At 61.6% G+C, this 15,369-nt stretch carries 23 protein-coding genes and 2 tRNA genes; 6 read left to right on the top strand and 19 right to left on the bottom strand.

Features of this window, described 5'->3' with window-relative positions:
* The first annotated feature begins 4 nt into the window (after nucleotides 1–4).
* Genes OPC11_RS07210 through OPC11_RS07200 form a run of 3 tightly spaced genes read left to right on the top strand, consistent with a single transcriptional unit; the run spans nucleotide 5 to nucleotide 1,415 of the window.
* A complete protein-coding gene (locus OPC11_RS07210; RefSeq protein WP_007978858.1) occupies nucleotides 5–769 on the top strand; it encodes a cytochrome bc complex cytochrome b subunit in 765 nt (254 codons plus the stop codon).
* A gap of 27 nt (nucleotides 770–796) precedes the next feature.
* Entirely contained in the window at nucleotides 797–1,168 is a 372-nt protein-coding gene (locus OPC11_RS07205; RefSeq protein WP_007978860.1) for a hypothetical protein, read from the top strand.
* Nucleotides 1,161–1,415, top strand: coding sequence for a hypothetical protein (locus OPC11_RS07200; RefSeq protein WP_007978861.1), 255 nt, complete (start codon nucleotides 1,161–1,163; stop codon nucleotides 1,413–1,415). Before OPC11_RS07205 ends, OPC11_RS07200 begins: the two co-directional genes overlap by 8 nt.
* Before the next feature lie 50 nt (nucleotides 1,416–1,465).
* On the opposite strand, the gene OPC11_RS07195 is transcribed toward OPC11_RS07200, so the two are convergent.
* Both OPC11_RS07195 and mvk read right to left on the bottom strand, forming a co-directional pair.
* Nucleotides 1,466–2,206 carry an isopentenyl phosphate kinase gene (locus OPC11_RS07195; RefSeq protein ID WP_264781471.1) on the bottom strand — a complete coding sequence of 247 codons (741 nt, stop codon included), beginning with the start codon at nucleotides 2,204–2,206 and terminating at the stop codon, nucleotides 1,466–1,468.
* Complete coding sequence (gene mvk, locus OPC11_RS07190) at nucleotides 2,203–3,186, bottom strand: mevalonate kinase (RefSeq protein ID WP_264781470.1); 984 nt, start codon at nucleotides 3,184–3,186, stop codon at nucleotides 2,203–2,205. Before mvk ends, OPC11_RS07195 begins: the two co-directional genes overlap by 4 nt.
* 200 nt (nucleotides 3,187–3,386) lie before the next feature.
* Here mvk and OPC11_RS07185 point away from each other — a divergent pair, with 200 nt between their 5' ends.
* Nucleotides 3,387–4,688: a methyl-accepting chemotaxis protein gene (locus OPC11_RS07185; RefSeq protein ID WP_264781469.1), complete on the top strand. Its 1,302-nt coding sequence runs from the start codon at nucleotides 3,387–3,389 to the stop codon at nucleotides 4,686–4,688.
* 136 nt (nucleotides 4,689–4,824) lie between these two features.
* Here the strand turns inward: OPC11_RS07185 and rpsB are convergent, their stop codons facing one another.
* The 16 genes from rpsB to moaA form a co-directional block, all read right to left on the bottom strand.
* A complete protein-coding gene (gene rpsB, locus OPC11_RS07180) occupies nucleotides 4,825–5,604 on the bottom strand; it encodes a 30S ribosomal protein S2 (protein WP_007978869.1) in 780 nt (259 codons plus the stop codon).
* On the bottom strand, nucleotides 5,601–6,812 hold the full coding sequence (gene eno / locus OPC11_RS07175) for a phosphopyruvate hydratase (RefSeq protein WP_264781468.1): 1,212 nt from the start codon (nucleotides 6,810–6,812) through the stop codon (nucleotides 5,601–5,603). Before eno ends, rpsB begins: the two co-directional genes overlap by 4 nt.
* Nucleotides 6,809–6,991 carry a DNA-directed RNA polymerase subunit K gene (locus tag OPC11_RS07170; protein WP_007978874.1) on the bottom strand — a complete coding sequence of 61 codons (183 nt, stop codon included), beginning with the start codon at nucleotides 6,989–6,991 and terminating at the stop codon, nucleotides 6,809–6,811. Before OPC11_RS07170 ends, eno begins: the two co-directional genes overlap by 4 nt.
* Nucleotides 6,991–7,191 (bottom strand): DNA-directed RNA polymerase subunit N, encoded by a 201-nt coding sequence (locus OPC11_RS07165; protein WP_018128667.1) that lies wholly within the window; start codon nucleotides 7,189–7,191, stop codon nucleotides 6,991–6,993. Before OPC11_RS07165 ends, OPC11_RS07170 begins: the two co-directional genes overlap by 1 nt.
* 12 nt (nucleotides 7,192–7,203) lie before the next feature.
* Entirely contained in the window at nucleotides 7,204–7,599 is a 396-nt protein-coding gene (locus OPC11_RS07160) for a 30S ribosomal protein S9 (protein ID WP_007978877.1), read from the bottom strand.
* Nucleotides 7,593–8,030 carry a 50S ribosomal protein L13 gene (locus tag OPC11_RS07155; RefSeq protein ID WP_007978879.1) on the bottom strand — a complete coding sequence of 146 codons (438 nt, stop codon included), beginning with the start codon at nucleotides 8,028–8,030 and terminating at the stop codon, nucleotides 7,593–7,595. Before OPC11_RS07155 ends, OPC11_RS07160 begins: the two co-directional genes overlap by 7 nt.
* Complete coding sequence (locus OPC11_RS07150; RefSeq protein ID WP_007978880.1) at nucleotides 8,027–8,380, bottom strand: 50S ribosomal protein L18e; 354 nt, start codon at nucleotides 8,378–8,380, stop codon at nucleotides 8,027–8,029. The genes OPC11_RS07155 and OPC11_RS07150 overlap by 4 nt, the downstream gene beginning before the upstream one ends.
* Nucleotides 8,381–8,410: 30 nt before the next feature.
* A tRNA-Leu gene (locus OPC11_RS07145) sits at nucleotides 8,411–8,495 on the bottom strand.
* A gap of 189 nt (nucleotides 8,496–8,684) precedes the next feature.
* Nucleotides 8,685–9,431 (bottom strand): DNA-directed RNA polymerase subunit D, encoded by a 747-nt coding sequence (locus OPC11_RS07140; protein WP_007978882.1) that lies wholly within the window; start codon nucleotides 9,429–9,431, stop codon nucleotides 8,685–8,687.
* A gap of 3 nt (nucleotides 9,432–9,434) precedes the next feature.
* Entirely contained in the window at nucleotides 9,435–9,821 is a 387-nt protein-coding gene (locus tag OPC11_RS07135) for a 30S ribosomal protein S11 (RefSeq protein WP_007978883.1), read from the bottom strand.
* Nucleotides 9,818–10,339 (bottom strand): 30S ribosomal protein S4, encoded by a 522-nt coding sequence (locus OPC11_RS07130; RefSeq protein WP_007978885.1) that lies wholly within the window; start codon nucleotides 10,337–10,339, stop codon nucleotides 9,818–9,820. The genes OPC11_RS07135 and OPC11_RS07130 overlap by 4 nt, the downstream gene beginning before the upstream one ends.
* Nucleotides 10,339–10,845, bottom strand: coding sequence for a 30S ribosomal protein S13 (locus OPC11_RS07125; RefSeq protein ID WP_007978888.1), 507 nt, complete (start codon nucleotides 10,843–10,845; stop codon nucleotides 10,339–10,341). The genes OPC11_RS07130 and OPC11_RS07125 overlap by 1 nt, the downstream gene beginning before the upstream one ends.
* Nucleotides 10,846–10,861: 16 nt before the next feature.
* A tRNA-Ser gene (locus OPC11_RS07120) sits at nucleotides 10,862–10,946 on the bottom strand.
* 82 nt (nucleotides 10,947–11,028) lie between these two features.
* Nucleotides 11,029–11,322 (bottom strand): hypothetical protein, encoded by a 294-nt coding sequence (locus OPC11_RS07115; protein WP_007978889.1) that lies wholly within the window; start codon nucleotides 11,320–11,322, stop codon nucleotides 11,029–11,031.
* Complete coding sequence (locus tag OPC11_RS07110; RefSeq protein WP_264781467.1) at nucleotides 11,319–12,095, bottom strand: M99 family carboxypeptidase catalytic domain-containing protein; 777 nt, start codon at nucleotides 12,093–12,095, stop codon at nucleotides 11,319–11,321. The genes OPC11_RS07115 and OPC11_RS07110 overlap by 4 nt, the downstream gene beginning before the upstream one ends.
* A gap of 73 nt (nucleotides 12,096–12,168) precedes the next feature.
* Entirely contained in the window at nucleotides 12,169–13,143 is a 975-nt protein-coding gene (gene moaA / locus OPC11_RS07105; protein ID WP_007978893.1) for a GTP 3',8-cyclase MoaA, read from the bottom strand.
* A gap of 175 nt (nucleotides 13,144–13,318) precedes the next feature.
* Between moaA and OPC11_RS07100 the strand changes: the two genes are divergently transcribed.
* Together OPC11_RS07100 and OPC11_RS07095 are read left to right on the top strand one after the other, a co-directional pair.
* Complete coding sequence (locus OPC11_RS07100; protein ID WP_007978895.1) at nucleotides 13,319–14,359, top strand: Mrp/NBP35 family ATP-binding protein; 1,041 nt, start codon at nucleotides 13,319–13,321, stop codon at nucleotides 14,357–14,359.
* A 3-nt stretch (nucleotides 14,360–14,362) separates the two neighbouring features.
* On the top strand, nucleotides 14,363–14,578 hold the full coding sequence (locus tag OPC11_RS07095; RefSeq protein WP_007978898.1) for a hypothetical protein: 216 nt from the start codon (nucleotides 14,363–14,365) through the stop codon (nucleotides 14,576–14,578).
* 26 nt (nucleotides 14,579–14,604) lie between these two features.
* On the opposite strand, the gene OPC11_RS07090 is transcribed toward OPC11_RS07095, so the two are convergent.
* Entirely contained in the window at nucleotides 14,605–15,303 is a 699-nt protein-coding gene (locus OPC11_RS07090) for a hypothetical protein (RefSeq protein WP_264781466.1), read from the bottom strand.
* Nucleotides 15,304–15,369: the final 66 nt, after the last annotated feature.

The following is a 15,369-nucleotide window of genomic DNA, read 5'->3' as shown; positions in this document are numbered from 1 at the left end:
TACAATGACCGACGAAAACGAATCCCAACCCCGAACCGACGGAAGTGGTACCGGCATCGTCCCGCCGGACGACGAGACCCCGACGTGGCTCGAACGGAAGCAGCGCACGCAGGGGCTCTCCCGGCTGACGTACGAATACTTCGAGCGGTCGCGGCGGGAGGACCAAGACCTCCGACAGGAGTCCAGCTACGTCGAACGTGACGTGCTGGCGTTCCCGACGTGGCCCCACGAGATGATTCGAAACCTCTCGATAGGCAGTTTCTTCATCGGGATGATTTTGTTCCTCGCGGCGACGCTCCCGCCGCACCTCGGACCGCCGGCGGACCCGAGTTCGACTCCGGCCATCATCCTGCCGGACTGGTATCTCTACTGGTCGTTCGGCCTACTGAAGCTCGGTCCGCTCAATCCCGAGCTCGCCATCCTCGGCGGGCAGAAGCTGATGGCCGACCGGACGTTCGGTGTCGTCGCAAACGTCGTCGTGGTCGGCTTCATCGCCATCGTTCCGTTCCTCAACAAGGGGAGCGCACGGCGGCCGGTCGAACAGCCGTTCTGGTCCGCGGTCGGTGTCGGTGGCGTCACGTTCGCCACCACCATCAGTGCGCTGTCGATCAAGAACCTGCTGCCCATCGCGGCACACCTGACGTTCGACTTGGCGTTCTTCGTGCCCGTTATCGCGGGAACCATCACCTACACGGTGCTGAAGTCGATGCGCGAAGGGTACATGTTCAGCCTGAACCGCCGGTACTATCGACTCCGCCCGCCGAAGTAACTACCACACATTTCCATTCCCATTTCCATGTCTTCATCTCGGGACGACGACGAAGAGCGGAGTGACTCGGTATTCGACGACGAATCCGAAGGCGACACCGCGGACACCGCTGGTGGAATCCGTTCGCGCGATGTCGTCGTCCCGCTCCGGGTGTACAAGGCGGTTACCGTTTTCTCGACGATGTTCGCCGTGTTCGCGGTCGTTTTCGGCTTCATCCTCCTCGATTCGGCGACTGACCGAGCGACCGCACCACTTCCGCAAGTGGACTTCCCGCTCGCCATCTTCGGCTTGTTCCTCATCGCCGCCGGTGCGGTCGTCTACGCCTTTTCGACGCGGTTCCGCACCGAGGGAATGGGAAAGTCTAAAGATGACTCCGACGAACCGTCTAACAATGGCTGACGAATTCGCAAAGGGACTCGGTATCGCGGCCACCGCAGGGCTTGCATGGATGGTTCTCTCGGGTTGGTACACCACCCCCGGGTTCGAGGATACACAACTCATCGGGGAGGTCCCCAGCGGCTTGGGCATGTACGGGAATCTGGCCCTCATCCTTCGCGAGGCGACCTTCTGGCTCGCCATCTTCGGGATGGTGTTCTTCTGGCTCGTCATCCCGGTCCTGCGACAGGTTCGCCAGTCCCGCGCGTAAAACGAGTCTTTTCTCCGCTTTTTCTCCGATTATCCGCTGACCGTACCCGCTCACCCGTCGATTTTCGTCCCCGGATTCTCCCCGTCGAGAAACGCCGCCACGTCGTCCGGGCCGAAGATAGACGCGGGCGCACCGAGTTCGAGCAGTGCGGCGACCTTGCCAGCCATTCCGCCGGTCACGTCGGTCGATTCGCTTTCACCGAGTACGTCCGCGACCGACTCGTAGGACGTTATTTCGGGGATTACGGCGTCGTTTTCGTCGAGGACGCCGGGAACGGTCGAACAGAAGCCAACGCGGTCCGCGTCGAGTTGCCGTGAAACGGATGTGACGAGTTCGTCGCCGCTGACGATGGTGACGCCCTTGCCCTCGTGGACGACGACATCGCCGTAAAGGACGGGAACGAACCCTTCTCCGAGCATCGTCGCAATCTGCTGGACCGGAAGTGAGAGCTCCGCGTCCGAATCACGGGACGCGACGGAGAACGGATGAACGGGGACGGCGGGAACGTCGCGTTCGTGGAGGCGGGAGAGCACGAACTGGTCGAGCGTCTCCATCGCGCCGTGGATGTCGATAACCGCCGCGACGTCACTGCTTCCCACCGTTTTCGAAACGCCGTGCTCGCTGGCGTGGTGGTGGCCGAAACTACCGGCGCCGTGAACGAGCACGAGGTCGTCGATTTGCGCATCGCCCACCGCATCCGCAACGTAGTCCAACATCTCCCCGTCCAGCGTGTCGGGACGGTCTTTGTCCGTGATGACGCTTCCGCCGAGTTTGAGGACGGTGAGGCTCATTCGACGCGCACCCCTTCGGTGTCGAGTTCCGCGCGGAAGGCGTCCTCACAGCCGGGCGTGAACCGGAGCGCCGTCTTCGTCTCGTCCGTCGGGTCGAGGGCGACGATACAGCCGCCGCCGCCCGCACCCGTGAGTTTCGCCCCCATCGCACCCGCGTCGCGGGCCGCCCAGACCATGTTGTCGAGCGAGCGCGAGGAGACGCCGAGCGCCTCCAGCAGACCGTGATTGAAGTTCATCAGCTTGCCGAGTTCGTCGAGGTCGCCGTCGGCGAGCACCTGTTCGCCTTGTCGAACGATATCGCCGATGCTCTCGACGGTTTCGGCGGCGAAATCGTACTCGTCGCGGAGCGCCCGGACCCCGGCCACGAGTTTTCCGGTGTCGCCCGCGCCGCCGTCGAAGCCGACGACGATGGGGAGGTCGGGTGCCTCGATGGACCGACAGTCGTCGCCCTCGACGCGAACCGCGCCGCCGGTGGCACAGCAGTAGGTGTCCGCGCGCGACGCTTCGCCGTCCTGCACCGCGAGTTCAGCCTTGTACGCACGGTCCGCGATTTCGTCCGATGAGAGCGTCACGCCGAGCTCGCGGGTCGCGGCGTCGATTGCGGCGACGGTCACGGCGGCGGAGGAGCCGAGACCCGCACCGAGCGGGATGTTGCTCTCCACGGTGATGTCGAATCCCGCGTCCGGCGTATCGGTCGCATCGCGTGCCTGTTCTATCGCGGCGTCGATGTAGCCGACACCGGCCCTGACGAGCGACTCCGAGACGTTCACGTCGGGCGTGGCGTTCGTCTCGCTGCTGTACTCGACGGTGAATCCGTCGATACTCAGATCCTTGGCGTGCACGCGGAGTCGGTCGTCGTCCCGCGCTTCGACGGTTACGCTCGCCCGGCGCTCGATGGCGCACGGGACGGCGGGTTCGCCGTACACGACGGCGTGTTCCCCAAAGAGATACACCTTCCCCGGGGCGCTGGAAACGGTCATGCTCGTGGCTCCGCACCGGGACATAACAGGGCTTTCGGACTGCGGTCCGCCCGACACCGAATTCCCCGTGAGCCACCGACGACAGACTAGCTGATATGTGTATATGATTTGATGCCTCAATCCGTCGTCAGTCCAAAAATATATGCCCATCGGTTGTATCGCCCTTAATACATAATCGAACAATGGCAACTGAGAAACCTGTGAGAGACGAGATATATCCCGGCGGCGACCTCGACGCTGGGTCGTTCTGGCGGCACGCGTTCGAAAACCTGATCGTGCTGTACCCGGAACCGGCGTTCGTCATCGATAAACACGGAACGGTAACGCACTGGAATCGAAGGGTGGAGGACCTCATGGGGTATTCCGCAGATGAGGCAATCGGCATGCCAGCCTACGAACTGTTCGGGACCGACGGGGAAACCGAAACGCTCGCGGAAGCCGTCGTTCGAACGGGCGAGGTCATCCGCGAATCGGACATCCGCGCCGCGACCGCGGCGAGCGGCGAGACGATTCACGGGCGCACACTGGGCGTCCCGATAACCACGCCCGACGGCGAGTGCGTCGGTGCCGTCGAGGTCATCACCCGTGTCACCGAACTCATCGAGCAGCGGGAATCCGTTCGGAGGCTCCAAGAACAGATGACCGACGAGGTGGAGGGCGCCGTCGCCGAACTCCGGGAGTCCGCCGCGGACGTCGCAGACGACTCCCAATCCATCCGCGAATTAGCGCACGACCAATCCCAAAACCTCGGGGACGTTCAATCGGAGGTCGCTACCTTCAGCGCGACCATCGAGGAGATCGCTTCGAGCGCGGAGGAGGTCAGCAGTCAGAGCACCGAAACCAAAACCCTCGCGGAAACGTCAGCCGACGCCGCGGTCGAAACCCTCGCCACGGTCGATGACGTCTCCGAGAGCGCACAGGAAGTCGTCACCGACGCGAACGAACTCGAAGACCGTATCGACGAGATAGACGAAATCGTCGAAGTCATCGACAACATCGCAAAGCAGACCAACCTGCTCGCGTTGAACGCGAACATCGAAGCGGCGCGCGCCGGAGCGGAGGGCGACGGCTTCGCCGTCGTCGCAAACGAGATCAAAGACCTCGCCGAGCAGTCGAAAGAACGCGTCGAACAGATCGAAGCCATCGTCAACGATATCCGAGAAACCGCGCTCGATACGGTCGAGAGCGTCGAGGCCACCAACGACGGTATCGTCGCGGCGACCGAGGAGATAGAAACCGTCGTCGAGAACCAGCAATCCATAGTCACCGCGATTCAGGAAACCGACGTGGGAATCACGGAAATCGCGGACGCGACCGACGAACAGGCCGCGAGCGCGGAGGAGATAGCGACCATCATCGACAACAGCGTTCGCCGGAGCGAAGAGGTGTCGGAATCGGTCGAAAGCATCGCCACCGCCAACGAACAGCAGACGGAGATGGTCGCCGACTTGGAACAGCGGATTCACGCCCTCGAAACCGAAATCGAACAGTCGCTGGACTGAGCGGCCTGTCGAACTAGCCCACTCTATTTTCGGCGGTCATCTCCGAGCGGTTGTGAAGCCGAATCGAAGGCGAACGCGACCGCTGGCCGACGAAGCGAATCGGAAAACAGCGCAAATCGAATCGAAAACTCGGCGATTAAATCTCGCTCTCGAAGTCGTCGAGCGAGTAGGTGGGTTCCGCACCGCGGCGGTCGAGCGTCTCGTTGGCGAGCAGCCAGTAGACGACCGACAGCGCCTTGCGACCTTTGTTGTTCGTCGGGACGACGAGGTCGACGTTGCTCGTGGAGTTGTTGGAGTCACACATGGCGATGACGGGGATGCCGACCGTGATGGCCTCCTTGACCGCCTGCGCGTCTCCGATTGGGTCCGTGACGACCACGACGTCCGGCTCGATGTAGCCGTCGTATTTCGGGTTCGTCAGCGTACCCGGGATGAAGCGCCCCGTGCGGGCACGTGCGCCGACCGCATCGGCGAACTTCTCGGCCGGGAACCGACCGTACTGGCGCGAGGACGTGACCAGAATCTGCTCGGGGTTGTAGTCGGCGAGGAAGTTCGCCGCCGTGCGGATTCGCTGGTCCGTCTTGCTCACGTCGAGGACGTACAGGCCGTCCGTTCGAACGCGGTGGATGAACCGCTCCATGTCCTCGGTCTTCTGCTGGGTACCGATGTGGACACCTGCGCCGAGGTAGTCCTCGACGGGGATGAGGAGGTCCGCCTCCTCGTCGCCGAGGACGTCCTCGTCGAACTGCGGTTCGTCTTCTTCTTCGGTCTCGTCCGCCTGTGCGGCGACGTCTTCGTCAGGGTCGACTGCCGGTTCCGCACCGGACTCGCCGGTCGGCTCCGCGTCGATCTCCTCTTCCGCGGCGTCGAGACCGTCCGTTTCTTCTTCTACCTGTTCGGATTCGTTATCGCTCATAATCGTGATACGTTCTGCTCGATTCGGATGAGTTCGTTGAGTTTTGCGGTTCGCTCGCCGCCGACCGTCCCCGTCTTGATGAACGGTGCGTCGGTCGCTACGGCGAGGTGTGCAATCGTCGTGTCCTCGGTTTCACCGCTTCGATGCGAGATGACCGGGTCGTACCCGTTCTCGACCGCGAGTTCGACGGCATCGAACGCGTCCGAGAGCGTGCCGATCTGATTCGGCTTGATGAGGATGCTATTTCCGGCACCCTTCTCGATGCCCTCGGACAGTCGTTCGACGTTCGTGACGAACAGGTCGTCACCACAGACGAGCGTCTTCTCGCCCACCTTGTCGGTGAGTTTCGCGAACCCTTCGTAGTCGTTTTCGTCCAACGGGTCCTCGACGTACGCGAGGTCGTACTCGTCCACGAGATCCGCGATGTACTCGATCTGCTCGTCGGTCGAGCGCGTCCGGTCGCGGTACTGGTACTCGTCGGCGTCGGCATCGTACATCTCGGCTGCGGCCACGTCGAGACCGAATCGAATCTCGAATCCGAACTCGTCGGAGACGGTCGAGACGGCATCGTCCATCACTTCGAACGCGTCGTCGTCGTCGATGGACGGCGCCCACGCGCCTTCGTCACCCTTCGCCGAGGGGACTCCCCGCTCGGCGAGGATGTCCGCGACTTCCGAGTGAACGGCCGCGTTGGCGAACACCGCGTCTTGGACGCTCGGTGCGCCGACCGGCGCGGAGAGGAACTCCTGAATCGCCGTGGCGTCGGCGGCGTGTTCGCCACCCCCGATGACGTTACCGAGCGGTATCGGGTAGTTGTCGCCGCGGAACGCACCGCCGAGGTGCTGGTAGAGCGGTGCACCGAGCACGTCCGCCGCGGCTTTCGCGGCGGCCATGCTGATAGCGACGGCGCTGTTCGCGCCGATTTCGGAGAAATTGTCCGTTCCGTCCGCAGCACGGAGGGTTCGGTCCACGTCGCGCTGGTCGCCGACGTAGACGGCTCCTTCGAGACGCGGAACGGCGTGCTCACGAGCGGACGCGATTGCCTCGCTCGTGTCGAGTTCGATGGCCTCGTACTCGCCCGTGCTCGCACCGCTCGGTGCGGCGGCACGACCGAATCCACCGCTCTCGGTCAGGATGTCGGCTTCGACCGTGGTGTTCCCACGCGAGTCGAGTATCTGACGGAGCCGAACGCTCTCGATGCGCGTCATTCTGCCTCCTCACGCCGGACGGAGAACGGCAGCACGCCAGCGTCGTACTCCTCGGCCGCGATGAGTATCGGCTGGGACTCTTGCGTCTCGATGAGGACGGGAGCGCCATACGACACCTGCAGCGCTCGCGCACCGAGGATTCGTGCTTTTTCGTATCGGGAGTATTGTTGTTGAGCCATTACTGGTAGGGTGCGACGATGTCCACGAGGTCTTTGTGAGCGACGAGCATCCGTCGGCAGCAGTGGCGTTCGACACCGAGGTCGTCGAGGACCTTACCGGGGTCTTCGTTGCCCATCTGCGTCTCGGCGCGCGCCTTGTACTCCTGCCAGTGTTCGCTGACTACGTTGCCACACGTGAAACACCGGACTGGAATCATCATGGGGAAATCACCTTAGCGGTAGGACTTCTGGTAGCGGGCACGGGCACCGGGGCCGCCCCACTTCTTCGGTTCGGACTGGCGGACGTCGTTGACCAGCAGGGAACGGTCGAACTCCATGAACGCATCGCGGAGTTCGGCATCGTTCATGTACTGGACGAGACCGCGCGCGATGGCGGTGCGGACGGCGTCTGCCTGTCCGGTGATTCCGCCACCCGAAACGCTCACTTCAACGTCGACTTCCTCACGCTCGTCGCCCGCGATGCGGAACGGTTCGAGCATTTTGAGGCGAGCCATCTCCGGCTCCACCAGTTCGACTGGCTTCGAGTTGATCCGTACGCGACCCTCGCCGTCCGTGACCGTGGCGCGAGCGATGGCCGTCTTCTTCTTTCCGCTCGTGTTCGTTACCATGTGACGTTAGCACCTAGGTAGTCGCTGACTTCGCCCAGCTGGACGAAGCGGATGTTCGAGAGTCGGTCCAACGACGTGCCGTCGAGGATTTCGCCGTCCTCGTCGTACGGGTTGCCGACGTAGACACGCACGTTTTCGAAGGCTTCGCGCCCTCGCGGCTTCTTGTACGGGAGCATTCCCCGAATCGAGCGCTTTGCGAGCATGTCCGGGCGCTTCGGGTAGTACGGCCCCTGGTCGGAGCTGAGGTTGAAGCGCGTCTCGAATTTGTCCAGTATGTCCTGTTTGTCGCCCGTGATGATAGCTTGCTCGGCGTTGACGACGGCGATCGTTTCGCCGTCCATCGCACGCTGTGCGACGTTGCTCGCGACACGACCGAGGATACAGTCGCGCGCGTCGACTACGACATCTGCGTCAAATTCCGCGATGCTCATCGAATCACCCGCACGTTGGAACCACTGGGATTTTGTTCGATTGCCTGTTCGAGTTGGATCGGTTCGCCGTTTGCCTGCTGGATCTTCGTCTCCGCAGTCGAAGAGAAATCGACTGCAGCAACGGTGACGTTCTTCTGCAGGACGCCGCTACCGAGAACCTTGCCGGGTACGATGACGGTCTCGTCTTCCTCCGCGTACCGCTCGATGCGGCCGAGGTTGACCTCCGCGTGCGTACTCCGTGGTTTCTCGAGGCGTGCTGCAACGTCGGTCCACACGTCAGCGTCCGAATCACGGGACACCGACTTGAGTTCGGCGATGAGACTACTGAGCCTCGGGTTAGTTTTGCTCATGCTACTTCCTCCAAGTACTGAGAACTGAAGTGCAGGGAGCAGGATTTGAACCTGCGGACTCCTACGAGACAGCGCCCTGAACGCTGCGCCGTTGGCCAGACTTGGCTATCCCTGCACGCTGAGAACACGTGCGTACCCTCGCGGGCAACACAGTGTTGTCCGTGGCCCTTAAAACCACTTTCGATTGCCGAGGCACATACCTCGGATTCCGCGAGCGACCGTCGCCCGCGAGTCCAGCGATTCCGAGAGTCGAAACTCGCGGAACCGGCGGACACGTCAGGGAGGTTGTAAGGGCCGATCATGGTTATAGTTGAATTGCCTGTTCGAGTTCGTCCGCACGTTCGGTGAGCGAATCGACGGCCTGCGTCACCAACTCTTCGACGGTGAACGAGCCGTCACTTTCGACGTCGAACACGAAGGCGTTCGGAACGTCGTGAACCTCGACCTCCTTTCCGGGGAACCGCTGGGAGAGGTCGTGGTCGAACGTCTCCGTCGGAACGAGTTCACCATCGTCTTCGATGGTTCCGCGAAGGATTCGGGGTTCTTCTTCCCCGAACTCGTCCCGGTCGCCGACGACTTCGACGCGCTGTAGGTGACGATAGCCGACCGCGACGCCACCCTGGTGTTTGGCGTGGTCCTTCCCCGAGCCGAGCACCGCGTCGGCTTCGAGTTCGAGACGCTGCCCCTCTTTGAGGTCGATTATCGGGATGTTATCGTCGGCGGGCTGCACCATCTCGTCCGAGCTGATGAGGTCGCCCGAGAACGCGGTTCCCGGTCCCGAAACGTCGAGGCTGAGCGTTACCGTGTCGCCCTCCTCGAACTCTCCGGGCGGCGTCGTCAGCGGAACGAGTCCGAGTCGCAGTCCGATCTGCTCGTCGAACATCACCGAGGAGTTCTCGATGACCCGGAGCGTGTCGATTGACAGCGTCGGAACGTCCGCGATCATCGCTCGGCGAATCCCGTTTGCGAACGCCGGGGTGACGTTGCGAACGAGGAAACGCGCCTTCCGTTCGCCGCGGTCGATGAACTCTACGTCGAAGTCTTCGGTCATGGTTTAGAATCCACTACCTTTCGGTGCGCGGGTACCGTCGTGCGGAATCGGTGTGACGTCCTCGATGCGACCGATTTCGATACCGGCGCGGGCGAGCGCTCGAATCGTCGCCTGCGCACCGGGACCGGGGTTCTGCTGCAGGTTGCCACCGGGGCCGCGCACGCGAATGTGCAAGCCGTCGATGCCAGCCGCTTTGACCTCTTCGGCGACCGTCTCGGCCATCTGCATGGCCGCGTACGGCGAGGACTCGTCACGGTTCTGCTTCACGACCGAGCCACCGGACGACTTCGCAACCGTCTCGGCACCCGTGAGGTCCGTGATGGTGATGATGGTGTTGTTGAACGATGCGTGTACGTGGGCGATGCCCCATGTTTCGTCGTTGTCGCTCATTCGTTACCCTCCGACCGTTCGGGGTGCAGTTCGTCCGCAATCGGGCTGTGCTCGTCGAAGGAGATGTCGGACTCCTCGTCGATCTCGACTTTGTACGACGGAACCGACACGCGCTGGCCGTCGACGGTGACGTGACCGTGCGTGATGAACTGGCGTGCCTGTTTCGGCGTGTGGGCGAGGCCCTTTCGGTACGCAACGGTCTGGAGACGGCGCTCCAGAACGTCCGTGATGTCGAGGAGCAGCACGTCGCCGAGTTCGTCGCCATCGTCGAGGATGCCGAGTCGCTTCAGGCGCGAGAGGAACTCGTCGCTTTCGCTGACTTCGTCGCCGGAGATGTCCCCGAGGAGGGACCGTGCCTCGCGGCGGTAGTTGCGAAGTTCACTCTGTGCTCGCCAGAGCTCTTCCTTGTTCTTCAGGCCGTATCGGTCCATCAGACCGCGTTCCTCGGCGATTCGCTCGCCCTGGAACGGGTGGTTCGGCGTCTCGTAGAACTTGGTGTTCTCACCTGGGAGCGACATTATTCTTCACCCTCGGCTTCTTCCCCTGCGGCTTCTTTGATCTCCTCGACGTTGACACCGATCGTACCCTCGGTACGACCCGTGGACTTGGTTCGCTGACCGCGAACCTTCTGTCCACGCTTGTGTCGGACGCCTTTGTAGGAGTCGATCATCTGCATCCTGTTGAGGTCCCGGCGTCGGGACATCGACAGGTCGTTGCCGGTCTCGTGAGTCGTCTCGCCGGAGAAGTACTCCTTGCGGTGGTTCGTGAGCCACGCAGGAACTTCGTCGGCGTAGTTTTCGACGGCCTCAACGACACGTTCGATGTCGTCATCGTCGAGTCGGCCGAACGTCGCCTTCCGGTCGACGTCCGCCTCCTCGGCGACGATTCGGGCCGTTCGACGACCGATCCCGTTCATTTCGGAGAGGGACCGCTCTACGGTCTTCGTCCCATCGAGGTCAGTTTGCCCGATGCGGACGAAGTACCGAAGGTCGTCGTCTTCGTCCTGTGGTTGTTCGGTACTCATGGTTGATAGTTTGGAGCGTCGAGGGAGGGATTTGAACCCTCGAGGCTTGACGCCACAGAGTTAGCAACCCTGCGCCGTGGGCCAGACTAGGCTACCTCGACACGCTCGCTTGTATATGTTCGCCCTTCCGGACTCGGGACGCGTGCCCCTACAGGTGTCTGCACTGCATTCTACCGGGGGTTACTATTTAAACGCAACGAATGTCTCCCGAACCGCATGAGAGGCCGCCGCAAGCGCCACGGACACGAAATAGGCACCCACGAGAAGCGGCCCCCAAAACACCCACAGTTCGAGCGTCGGAAAGAGGTAACTCCCGAACGCGCTTCCGATGGTGAGCGCGACGTACCCCGGCAGGGCGAGCGGCGTCATCAACCGAGTGTCGAACGCGCCGAGAGCGACCGGACCGACCAACAGGAGATACCAAACCCAGACGGAGCGTCCGAGAAACAGCCGCCGAACGTTCACAGCCCCGCTCATCGGTTCCCTCGCTGTTCGATACCGTGCCGTGAGAGCAGGTCGGTCGCCACCGCCTTCTCCCACCGAACCCGCGTGTCGGCGTCGAGGAAGAACTCTGTCGTCTCCACGATGTATCCCGGCCGGTCGAGATCGCCCGCCACCTTGTGTACCAGCATCGGTCTCGACCCGTCGAGTTCGCCGCCGCGGCGATACTCGTGAAACGGCATGTACCACGGGACGACGTTCCCGTTCAATTCCTCCGCCGTCCGCTTCGCGTACTCGCTCGCGTTTCCGGCGTCCGTCGGCCAAATCATCTGCCCGACCGACGACTCGTGATAGCCGTAGATGCCGACCGACCGATGCAAATCGAGCACCACGTCCGGGTTGTGGCGCTCGACCACTCCCCAGATGGCGCGAGCCAACCTCGTCTCCGGTTTCTCGCCGGTCGGAAACTGACGGTTCAAGTCGCCATGTGCTCCTTCTCGCCGGTCCCTTCGAATAGCCACTCGGTTGGCCTTCGGAAGCACGACCAGTTTTCCCCGGTCGACCTGCCATCCCGCGATTTCGCTCGCGGCGCGATAACCACACTGCTCGTCGCCGTGTATCCCACCGACCACCATCGCCGTCGGCCCGTCGGACGTCCCCTCTCGAACGAAGACCCCCGTCTCGTACTTCGTATCCGGAAGGATTCGATAGGAAGGGTCGAGACTCTCCCGTCCGCTCCCGGCGACCGACATCGCCATCCCTCCGGCGAGGAGTGCGCCGGTCTTCGAAAGCAGTGAGCGCCGTCGCATACGGGAACCGCCACAGTGGAGCACTATCAACCTTGTCGCTCGGTGGTGTGGTCAGAATCGAGAGCCGAAAAAATCACGCGTCGATATACTGGTCGTCGATGTAGCGGTCGTTTATCTCCCATTCCCCGTCGTCGTTTCGGACCATGTATTCGCCGTAGTACGGGACTCGATTCGCCACCGTCTCACGAAACGCCGACCGGATTTCGGGTTTCGTCATCTCTCCCATCGGTCGGAGGTCGTCGTTGCGATTCAGACAACCTTTTAGGAATCCTTCGTGCGTGACGCGCACGCGATGACAATTAGAGCAGAAGCTCGGGTTCTCCACCGGGTCCACGATTTCGACCATTCCGCCGCCGACCCAGTATCGTTTCCGCCCGTGCATCTCGCGGATTTCTATCTCGTCGGCCTGTTCTTCGAGCCAATCGTGAACCCGCTGGATGTCGATCGCCCACTCGGGATTGCCGGTCAGTTCCGGCATGTATTCGATGAGTTGCAACTGCAACCCGTCGTTCTCCGCGACGTGTTCCACCATCTTCGGAACGTAGCCAGCCGTCGCTTCGAAAACGACCATGTTGAGCTTTACCGGGTCGAGTCCAGCATCGAGCGCCGCTTCGACCCCTTCGAGCACCTTGTCGTACGCACCGCTCTTCGTTACCTCCGCGAACGCTTTCGGGTCGAGCGCGTCCTGTGAGACGTTTACGCGGGACAATCCCGCTTTCCGGAGTTCCTCCGCGCGCCCCGGAAGAAACGTCCCGTTCGTCGTCAGGGACGTCTCCATCCCGTCGGGCGTCCGGCGGATTATCTCCTCCAAGTCCTCCCGGAGCATCGGCTCGCCGCCGGTGAACTTCACCTTTCCGACGTCGAACTCGCGGGCGACTTCGAGAAACCGAACCACGTCGTCGGTACCCATCTCGTCGTCACCCGGCTCCATCGGTCCGCGTGTATCGCCTAATCCCTCGTTGTGGCAGTAGACGCAATCGAAATTACACCGGTCGGTCAGCGAAACGCGCACCCCCGTAACCTCGCGCCCGAACGAGTCTTCGAGCATTAGTATCCCTGTCTTGCGCGCGAGGATTCTTAAACTCGTGGGAGGATGCAACCTGAACGTAACCGAATTCAATTACGGGGAGTTCGACAGCTAGCGGAAATCAGCCTCACAAATCGAAATTTCCGGCTTCGGGGTTCACAAGCCTTATCGACAAATCCCTCCTTATCGTCATCATATGGATGAAACTGACGTTCGAGCCGTTCTCCGAACGGTCGAAGACCCGGACCTCGGCGAAGATATCGTCTCTCTCGGACTCGTAAACGACGTTACGGTCGAAGACGAGACTGCACGGATTTCACTCGCGCTCGGTGCACCCTACGCACCCCACGAGTCGGAAATCGCCAATCGCGTCCGCGAAGCGCTCAACGACGAGGGAATCGACACCGAACTCTCCGCACGCGTCGATACCCAGCTCTCCCCGGAAGAGCAGGTGCTTCCGGGCGTGAAAAACATCATCGCAGTCGCATCGGGAAAGGGCGGCGTCGGAAAAAGCACCGTCGCGGTCAACCTCGCGGCAGGACTCGCAAAGCTCGGTGCCCGCGTCGGCCTGTTCGACGCCGACGTCTACGGCCCGAACGTCCCGCGGATGGTGGACGCCAACGAGCGACCGCGGGCCACCGAGGAGCAAAAGCTCGTCCCGCCCGAGAAGTTCGGCGTGAAACTGATGAGCATGGCGTTCCTCACCGGCAAGGACGATCCCGTAATCTGGCGCGGCCCGATGGTTCACAAGGTCCTCACACAGCTCTGGGAGGACGTCGAATGGGGGCAGCTCGACTACATGGTCGTTGACCTACCCCCCGGAACCGGAGACACGCAACTCACGCTCCTCCAGAGCGTCCCCGTCACCGGTGCCGTCATCGTTACGACGCCCCAGCAGGTCGCGCTCGACGACGCGAACAAAGGTCTCCAGATGTTCGGCAAACACGACACCCCCGTCCTCGGTATCGCCGAAAACATGAGTACCTTCAAATGTCCCGACTGTGGCGGCGAACACGATATCTTCGGCCACGGCGGTGGGGCCGAATTCGCCGAGGACCACGAGATGCCCTTCCTCGGCTCGATACCGCTCGACCCCTCCGTGCGAAGCGGCGGCGACGAAGGAGAGCCCATCGTCCTCGACGACGAGAGCGACACCGGAGAGTCGTTCCGCACCCTGACCGAAAACGTCGCCAACAACGTCGGCATCATCAACCGCCGCCGCCAGCAACAGGAGTGAACCATGCCACGCGAGACGGAATCGTTCGACCCCGACGAGGAGCGTATGGAAACTCTCCGAGACATCGCCGACGACATCCGCGGCGAGTCGAGCGAGAGCAAGCTGGTCGCCGCGATGCTCTACCGCGTGAGCGATCTGTTCGACCCCGACGAAGAGACGACGCCGCGTGACATCTTCATCAATATGCGCGAGATAATTCGGACGAAGAGCGAGAACTGACGCGGAGAAAGTCGACCCGTGTGCGTTCAGCGCCAGCGCCGAACGAAAAGCAATCCGACTAGCACGACCAGTCCCAGATAGACAACCGGTACACCACCGATTTCGCGGTCTCCGCTCAACTTCTCACCGAAGCTTTGGGAATATGTGTCGTTTTCGTACTGATAGTGATCGTTCATCCACGTCGGACGGGCCGGCTGGAATGATTCGTTCCATTGCTGGGTATCCTCCCCTGCCTTTCCGACGAACCCGACTTGATCGAGTCCGCCTTGTTTTTTCGTGAGATTGCCGGTGTACAAGCGAGCTTCACCCGCGATTTTCGTACCGCGTTTATCGAGCAGTTCGACTTTGATCGTCGTCGAATTGTTCGGCAGTGGTGTTGGCGCATAGAAGCTCCCGTCCGTCCCTATCGTGTGAACGAACAGCTTCGTCGGATATCGCCGCATCGACGGGTTGACGAGCGTGACGTACGCAACCGCAGACGGTTCCCCATCGATGGTTCCATCGGCTACCGTGACGTTCGCAATATACGGAGTCGGGATTTCATCCGTCGCCGATGCGTTGATTTTCTCGGTGAAGTTGTAGGTAGTGTAATTGCCGTATGTGGAGACGGTTGTCGTGTGGTTGTTTTTGACTATGTCTAAACCTTTAGTGATATTTATCTCTCGATGGATCTGTTGCCCAGGACCAATATCGAAGGACTCATCATGGAAGTCTGTATCATCCACTTGAACAAGTATCCCAGAAAGATCTATATAAGAGTCAGTCGGGTTAGAAACAACAATTGAAACAAC

The organism is Haladaptatus sp. T7, from assembly GCF_026008575.1.
Classification (GTDB): domain Archaea; phylum Halobacteriota; class Halobacteria; order Halobacteriales; family Haladaptataceae; genus Haladaptatus; species Haladaptatus paucihalophilus.
Note: the sequence above shows the minus strand (reverse complement) of the source record. Positions and strands in the feature narration are given on the sequence as shown.